Annotated in this window: 6 protein-coding genes and 1 pseudogene; 3 read left to right on the top strand and 4 right to left on the bottom strand. The window is 46.4% G+C overall.

The annotated features are described in order from the left end of the window. Positions 1–297, bottom strand: a pseudogene (locus VIP81_RS09545) (diacylglyceryl transferase); the annotation flags it as partial. A 65-nt stretch (positions 298–362) separates the two neighbouring features. On the opposite strand from VIP81_RS09545, the gene VIP81_RS09540 reads away from it, so the two are divergent. Next, entirely contained in the window at positions 363–1,049 is a 687-nt protein-coding gene (locus VIP81_RS09540) for a peptidoglycan DD-metalloendopeptidase family protein (RefSeq protein WP_331959029.1), read from the top strand. 133 nt (positions 1,050–1,182) lie between these two features. Next, the gene (locus VIP81_RS09535) at positions 1,183–2,034 is read left to right on the top strand and encodes an endonuclease/exonuclease/phosphatase family protein (protein WP_331959026.1); all 852 of its coding nucleotides are present in this window, start codon (positions 1,183–1,185) and stop codon (positions 2,032–2,034) included. Between the two features lie 118 nt (positions 2,035–2,152). Here the strand turns inward: VIP81_RS09535 and VIP81_RS09530 are convergent, their stop codons facing one another. The 3 genes from VIP81_RS09530 to VIP81_RS09520 all read right to left on the bottom strand — a co-directional run bounded on the left by VIP81_RS09530 (position 2,153) and on the right by VIP81_RS09520 (position 6,805). Beyond that, positions 2,153–2,914 carry a hypothetical protein gene (locus VIP81_RS09530; protein ID WP_331959023.1) on the bottom strand — a complete coding sequence of 254 codons (762 nt, stop codon included), beginning with the start codon at positions 2,912–2,914 and terminating at the stop codon, positions 2,153–2,155. 154 nt (positions 2,915–3,068) lie between these two features. Beyond that, on the bottom strand, positions 3,069–4,388 hold the full coding sequence (locus VIP81_RS09525) for a M28 family metallopeptidase (protein WP_331959020.1): 1,320 nt from the start codon (positions 4,386–4,388) through the stop codon (positions 3,069–3,071). 8 nt (positions 4,389–4,396) lie between these two features. Further along, complete coding sequence (locus VIP81_RS09520; RefSeq protein WP_331959017.1) at positions 4,397–6,805, bottom strand: TlpA disulfide reductase family protein; 2,409 nt, start codon at positions 6,803–6,805, stop codon at positions 4,397–4,399. A 104-nt stretch (positions 6,806–6,909) separates the two neighbouring features. Between VIP81_RS09520 and ruvB the strand changes: the two genes are divergently transcribed. Further along, positions 6,910–7,938, top strand: a complete 1,029-nt coding sequence (gene ruvB, locus VIP81_RS09515; protein WP_331959014.1) for a Holliday junction branch migration DNA helicase RuvB — start codon at positions 6,910–6,912, stop codon at positions 7,936–7,938. Positions 7,939–8,079 lie beyond the last annotated feature (141 nt).

Raw genomic sequence — 8,079 nt, 5'->3', positions numbered from 1 at the left:
CAGTCCGCCGAGTAGTCCACCTACAATTGTTTTATTCTGGTAGATGTATAACAACATGTTGTTGGCTGCCAATAGCCCGGGAGGATTTTCCAGTGACCCTAACAGGCGGCTGCCAAACAAGGCGCCGAAGATAGCCCCTATAATGGCCCAAACGCGGTTGCTGCTGTCTATCCGGTCACCCTGTTGCTTGCGCAGGTATACAAAATAGCGGAAGCCAATAAACATACCCAGGGTTTCCGTCACCGCATGTAGCGGCAGGTGTAAGGAAAACAAATTGATATATACAGGGAATTGCAAGGGGCGATCATTATTTAATCCACAAATTAATATTTATATTTAGACGAACGTCAAGCACAAAAAATATGTTACAGGAGGTTTTAAAGAAGTATCAGTCAACCTTCAAGCCGGTGATTCCGCTTTTAGGAGAACATGAGTCCCTGCTGGTAATGGATTTTACGGCCAACAATACTACCCTCACTAAAAACATACTGCAGGATATCAATAAGTTCAGCAGGTATATAGACAATACCCTTGCTCAAAGTGGCTGCCGGCTGGGCGTTGGCGGCTATGCGGAGCATCGCACCATTTATGCCGTGAGTCCGCATTTTGATGCCGGAGAAGAGCCCCGGAGGCTGCACCTGGGCACTGATGTTTGGGGAGAAACAGGTACCCAGATATTTGCCCCTATGAATGCGCATGTACATAGTTTCCGCTTCAACGACCATTTCGGGGACTATGGCGCCACCATCATTTTGCAACATCAGCTGGAGGGTTATACTTTTTACACGTTATACGGACATCTCAGCATTTCTAACCTGCAGGGGTTGTACGAAAATATGCCTATCATGGCCGGGCAGGCGCTGGCACATTTTGGCACACCGGCCGAAAATGGTGGATGGCCGCCACATCTGCATTTTCAGCTGATCGAAGATATGCAGGGCTTCCGGGGCGATTATCCCGGTGTATGCCGGTATAGCGAAAGAGAAAAATACCTGCAAAACTGCCCTGATCCCGATGTTATTCTACAGTTGAATCAATACACCCATTAAGTCCGCTGCAAAGCCCACCCGATATGCTACCTATACATTTTCTCCTATGGAGATGATGAAATAGTAAATTGTCTGCTCTTCATTAGGTTTTAAAACCACAGATGTTATTTTTACGCGGTAAAATTTATTTGGTATGAGAAAACTATTGCTGTCAGGTCTTTGCTGCCTGATGATGGGTACAATGGCTGCACAGGTTCCATTGAAGGTGATGACGTTTAATATACGCTACAATAATCCGGACGACAGCTTAAATGGCTGGCCTCACCGCAAAGATAAAGTGGCATCGGAAGTATTGTTCTACGGCCCCAATACACTGGGTGTACAGGAAGCATTGTATGATCAGATGCAGGATTTGCAACAACGATTACCTGCTTATAAAACCATTGGTGTAGGCAGAGATGACGGCAAAACAAAAGGGGAATATTCCGCGATATTTTACGATACTACCCGTTTACAACTGCTGAACAGCCAAACATTCTGGTTATCGGAAACACCCACTGTAGCGGGTAAAATAGGCTGGGATGGCGCCTGCACGCGTATTGTTACCTGGGGAAAGTTCAGAGATAAAAAAACGAACAAAGTATTCTTCCACTTCAATACACACTTCGATCACAAAGGTAAAGTGGCCCGTCGGGAAAGTGCTAAATTCCTGTTACAACAGGTGCATACTTTGGCTGGCAGTACACCAGCTATTATTACCGGTGACTTCAACGCCACCCCATCAGACGAACCCATTCAGATCATCATGAATGCAAATGATCCGTTGCATCTGACAGATAGCAAAGCGATCAGTCAAACGCCACATTTCGGCCCTGTAGGCACTTTCAACGGATGGCATATCGCGGAAATGGAAAATGAGCCGATTGATTATATTTTTCTGAAAGGGAAGTTCACGATACTAAAGCATGCCAGTATTTCTGAAACCTGGGAGGGAAGATATGCTTCTGACCATTTTGCGGTATATACGGAGGTAATTACGAATTAAGAATTACCAATTACGAATTACGAATTACGGATTTGTGGGGAGATGGTAAACGCGAATGATAACATTCGCCGATATCTCCACACAAATCCGTAATTCGTAATTCGTAATTCGTAATTCTTTAGTCGTGTGTGTGCTCTACAGACATGCTGTTTTCTAGTGCATCTACCACCTTGTTGTGGAGGTTGCCGTTGATGTCTACACTGATTTGTAATTTACCGTTGGTAAAGGAACCGGTGAAGTCGCCGATCTGCAGTTTGGTCAGAATCAGGTCCATGGAGATTTTCAGGGAACCTTTCCAATCAACTTTGGTGTCGGTTACTACTACATCTTTTCCGTTAGCCATCAGTTCAATCTGGCCGGAGAGCAGAATTTCTACCGGGATTTTTTTGCCTTCCCAGGTAATAAAACCTTTCAGTCTTACTGCAGGATCTTTCTTATCCCCTTCTACTCTGGCGTACACTTTTACCTGTTGGTAAGTGCCTTTAGGAATTTTGATAGCGCCCAGTACCGCAGGAACCTGTTTCAGGTCTATCTGCCGGTCTGTCGTCAATTTAAATTCCAGTTGATCTTTACCGCGTTTTGCGTCAAAGCGGATTTCTCTCAAACGTGCGGTCGCCGTATCCCAGGTAATGTCGAAACCACCTGAAGCTGCTTTAGCCATTGCTGCATCACCTGTGATGGCAGATAAGCGTCCTGAAGCGTCTGGTGATAACGTGGAAGTTTGATTGACCGCTGAAATTTCGTAGTTGACACTGGCAACGTCTGAGTTGTCAATTGGCGCTTGTGTGTCTGGTCCTGCCATGTCCTTGTTGGAACAAGAAGAGAGCAGGATGGATGCAATGCCTACAGCACCGCAGAATTGTAGGATTCCGGTTTTCATTATCGATATGGTTTTAAATGACTATGGGGAAAATTCGTGTGGTAAATTTAACAAAGAATTTGGGAAAAAGAATACGTTCACTGTTAATTAAAAAAGAATGATCCGGTCATGCGTTGCACCACCGGATCATTATATGACAAATTAAAAAAGTGTTTTATTTAAGTGACGCCTTTTCAATTCGTGTAGGCGTATCCGTTCCATTCACAATAGTACCTGCACTCATAGCAATGGCATTAATAATATCAGTAATATTACCTACATCCAGGGTCGACAGCTCGTCATTTACCGTATGATAGTATTGGTCTTTATCGATCTGTGTGGTAGAGATGGTATGAGCCGGCACACCTTGTCTGGCCAGTGTGGCGTTGTCTGAACGGTAAAACAGGTTTTGCTCCGGATACGGATCAGGATAGAAACTAAACGTTGATCCTTTCAGGTTACGTTGCAGGATAGTGCCGAAATCAGACCGTTCAAATCCAGTGATAAAGGCGCTGTTCTTTCCAAATTTGGACTCCTTCCCAATCATTTCAATATTAAACATGGCCACTACTTTATCGGGATCCTGTTTTTCAGAGAAGTAACGGGAACCGTGTCCACCGGTTTCTTCGGCAGTAAAGGCCACGAAAATAACGGAGCGTACAGGCGGATGTTTTTTGAAATATTTCGCCAACATAATCACGGCGGTGGTACCGGATGCATCATCGTCTGCCCCGTTGGCAATGGTATCACCATCTACGGCTGGCAATGTACCCAGGTGATCGTAGTGTCCGGAAAACACCACGTATTCATCTGGTTTGCCACTGCCTTTAATCATGCCTGCTACATTGGCAAAATGCTGGGCATTGATATCCCTCCGGAGATGTATACTCCAGGAGGCCGTATCTGCTACGGGTTCTTTTTCGTATACCAGTATAATATGTTTTCCATCGGCGGCTTTAGTACCAGCGGCTTCCAGTGCGGCTTCGGTATCATAGCTCCGTTCTGAAAAAGAAGCGGCCAGATTTCCGAGGAAGCCTGCCATGTTGGGGGCCAGCCAAACCAGTGTATTTTTTTCCAGTGTATCCTGGTGACGTAATATCTTCATCAGTTCACCAGGGTCTTTTGCATGTACGATGTCGTAGCTGCCGTCTTTTTCCCAGTCAAAACTACGGCTGGCGCCCACAGGAATAACCGGCCAGTCTTTTTCCTGTCCACTAACGGTAAGGGTTACACGAGTGTTTTGAAGCCGGAATTTACCAAACTCCTGCAGAAAGTTTTTTTCTCCCGTTAATGGCTGCAGGCCAGCTTTTTCGAATTCTCCGCTGATAAACGTGGCGGCTTTTTCAATACCGGGTGTGCCTGGCAAGCGGCCACCCATATCATCTGCTGCCAATGTGCTTATAATGCGGGCAACTTCTTTCTCTTTAATTTCCTGGGCATAACCGGTAACAGCCATACTGCCGGCAGCTAAAAATAATAACAGTGATTTCTTCATATAAGCAGTTAGTCCTTTTTCTTGTTGTCTATGTTGATGGTTGAGGGTGATATTTTATTTTGTTGTGCGTAAATACTGCTATACATGTTAAGAATGGCTACATAGTCAGTACCAAACTGCAAGTCTAACATTTTCCCTTCAGGTGAAACTAACACTTTGGTAGGATAACCGCGCACTTTGTACCCTTTTTCGACCTGACCGTCTGAATGGGCGGCCGGGAAAACGTACTTATTGGCGGCTACAAATTCCCGGGTGGTTTCCACTCGTTCCAGGCAGGAGATGGCCAGTATGGCATTTCCGGGATGCTGACCTGCTTTAATTTCTTCCGCCAGCTGGTTCAGGTGGGGTAAGTCATGCCGGCAGGGGCCACACCAGCTACCCCAGAAGTCGAGCAGCAACCATTTGCCCTTATAATCTGCCAGCCGGTAGCTTTCATTATTCAGACCGGTGAGGGTAAAGTCCGGCGCCTGTTCCCATTCTTGCAGCAACACATTCCGGAAATAGTCGGGGAAGGATTTGTCCGGAAAGCTTTTCTCAAACATTTTTTTGGCGGCATCCAGCTGCTCGGGGTTGGTTCTCAGTTGTTTGGAAAGTATCCTCATCGCGTCTTCCGGCTTGCCCAATGCGGCCAGGGCTTCTGCAAACTCCGGACTATAATCTTCTTTCGAATTTAGGAAGCTGCGATCATAAAAACTTTCATATGCCTTCTCTTCATTATTCTTAGGCGCATTGGCAGCTGCCAGCGCGAGGTAGTTCAGGGCCGATTTTCTATCCTGCGGGAGGGTTTGCTCGTACTTGAGACGATAAGCATGAGAAAGGATATTCTGGTTGGCAAATTTTTTCTCCTTCAGCTCCGGATGGGCCCTCCAAAACGCGGTATCAGCCTGGTTATTTTTCAGGTCTTCCAGCGTTTTATCCAGCAGTGTACCTGCGTCCTTTTGCAGATGGGCTTTCCGGAGGATGTCGTACACCATCAGTTCATACCGGGCTGCCTTGCCCAGCGTCATTTCCGCCGCGCTGGTGTTATTAAATTGGGTGGCTATGCTTTTTAGTATAGTCGTATCCGTTGTATGCATGGCTTTGTTCCACAACGCCATGGGCTTCACAGAAGCCTGTATAATACTGTCGGGGTCCATTGCCAGCCTGTTGATGATCAGCTGTGCATTAGCGGGTCCCATGCGTGCTTCTTCAAATATTCCCTGAATGGCTCTTTCACTCAACCCTGCTTCCATAAAATCTTTCCGGGCAGCTACGGTATCGAATGACGGTCGAAGCAAATGCTGAGAAAAGGATTGGTCCAGCCATCCGTTGAGATCTTTCTTATATACCGCTAACAGCTGTATAAGCACCATCGCAGAATCTGCATCCACATTGGAGACATGCTGCAATTTATTAAACAGTGCAGTGCGGTCCGCCGCCAGCTCATAGGACGGGATGTTATTCAGGGCATCCTCGTATACTTCCCGGATATACGGAGCCATTCCCCGGTTTAAATTCAGCAATGCCTTTTTAAACCGGAGATTATTGCTATACCGGGGAAGGTTCAATGCCAGGAAAGCAGCGACCTTAACTGAATCGGGTTCTCCTTTTGCATCCAGTGCAGTGCTGGAATAACTCAGGCGTACCAGTGCATTAAAAAAAGCGGTATCAGCAAGGGGGACTTTTGTAGCAGCCGGCAACAGCGTACCCGCCATCACGTTACTCACGTCTGGTTGTCCGGGTGCCGTACGGCAGTCATATTTAAACGCCGTTACGAAACGTTTACTACGGGAAAGCGTATACGAAAAAGTAGTAGCCATTTTGAATGAGTCTTTCGGAAAGGGTACCCGGCTCCCTGTAATATGGATATCCTCTTTGTCTACGGCTTCCACCCGGTATATTTTAGGGCCGGTTGTCCATTGCTCATTCACGGCTACCTTCGCCGGAAAAGGCGCAAACATGCCGGCTATATCATAGACTACTGTTTTCCACAAGGAGGCTGAGGTAGCCCGTACATCTGAGTTCAGGCTCAACGACTCCCCTACTTCAGCGCTCAACGCCGCGGTATTCACGGGCTCTCCGATACTGTCGTTTGGAAATATTTTAAATACCAGCGGATGATACAGCAACAACATATCTGTCATCATCGCATCTACTTTATAGGTGGATGGATCTGCCGTATTGTAATTTTTATTTTTGCTCCTTATCAACATGCTTTGCATCACCGCCTCTGCATCGGCAGAACCATCCTTATTGACGCGGGTAATCGTAATCCGGTATACCTTCTCTGTGTGTACCCGCTCATCCGGCAAATAATGATCGTCCAATTCCAGGCGATACAGCCAGCTGTCATGCTGTTTAAATTTCGATTGGGCGGTTGTTTTTAAAGTGCTGACACAAAGGGCCATCAGGGCAAGTAACAACGGGATTCTACACATACAGGGAATCAGATTTAGATCTCTGAAAATAGTGATATAAATACGAACATGCAATAGCTGCCTGCTTCCTTTGAATATTTGCGTATTTTTGAGGCTATACAATTATGTCCAATCAGCCTTTAAGACCAGACGAAACCAAGCTCAGCGCCGCTGAGAAAGAGTTTGAGAATAGTATACGTCCCCGGGAGATCATGGATTTTTCGGGTCAGGATCAAATTATCGAGAACCTGAAAATATTCATTAAAGCGGCAAAGATGCGTGGCGAAGCGCTCGATCATGTGTTGTTTCATGGTCCTCCGGGATTGGGAAAAACCACGCTGTCGCGCATTGTGGCGAATGAACTGGGCGTGAATATCCGGGAAACTTCCGGGCCGGTGATTGAAAAGCCCGGCGACCTTGCTGGTTTGCTCACTAACCTGGAAGACAAAGACGTACTGTTTATTGATGAAATACACCGACTCAGCACTGTGGTGGAAGAGTACCTGTATTCTGCCATGGAAGATTACCGTATCGACATCATGATAGATACGGGTCCCAGTGCGCGTTCCATACAAATTAACCTGCAGCCGTTTACGCTGATAGGCGCTACTACCCGCTCCGGATTGCTCACTGCCCCGCTGTTATCGCGTTTCGGTATTAAATCCAGGCTGGAATACTACAATGCCGCTACGCTGCAAAAGATATTGTGGCGTGCTGCGGGATTGCTGAATACAAAAATCACTTCCGATGCGGCCAATGAAATCGCCCGTCGTTCGCGGGGTACTCCCCGTATTGCCAACGGATTGCTGCGCCGGGTGCGCGACTTTGCACAGGTAATTGGTACCGGTGTGATAGATATGGAAATTGCACAATTGAGCCTGAAAGCATTGAATGTAGATGAATACGGGCTGGATGAAATGGATAACCGTATCCTGAATGTGATCATCGAAAACTTTAAAGGAGGTCCGGTGGGGATCACTACTATTGCTACGGCGGTGGGAGAAGAAGCTGGCACCCTGGAAGAAGTATATGAGCCTTTTCTGATACAGGAAGGTTTTATTAAACGCACCCCAAGAGGAAGGGAAGTAACAGAGAAAGCGTACGTGCATTTAGGCAAAACTTCGTACAGAGGGGGGAGTAACCTGCTGTTCTAGGTGTACAGAGCGAGTTTTTGTCTTTGTTCAGGATTATACTGATTTAGATGATTTTCCAGATTTTTACTTTTGGGATTTTAAATGATATGAAAAAATTAGCGAAGAAGGATGAGGATAACCACATCGATCTTCGCTAATCTT

It is taken from the genome of Chitinophaga sp. (genome assembly GCF_036566945.1).
Taxonomy (GTDB): domain Bacteria; phylum Bacteroidota; class Bacteroidia; order Chitinophagales; family Chitinophagaceae; genus Chitinophaga.
This window is presented reverse-complemented; position numbering and strand designations above follow the sequence as displayed.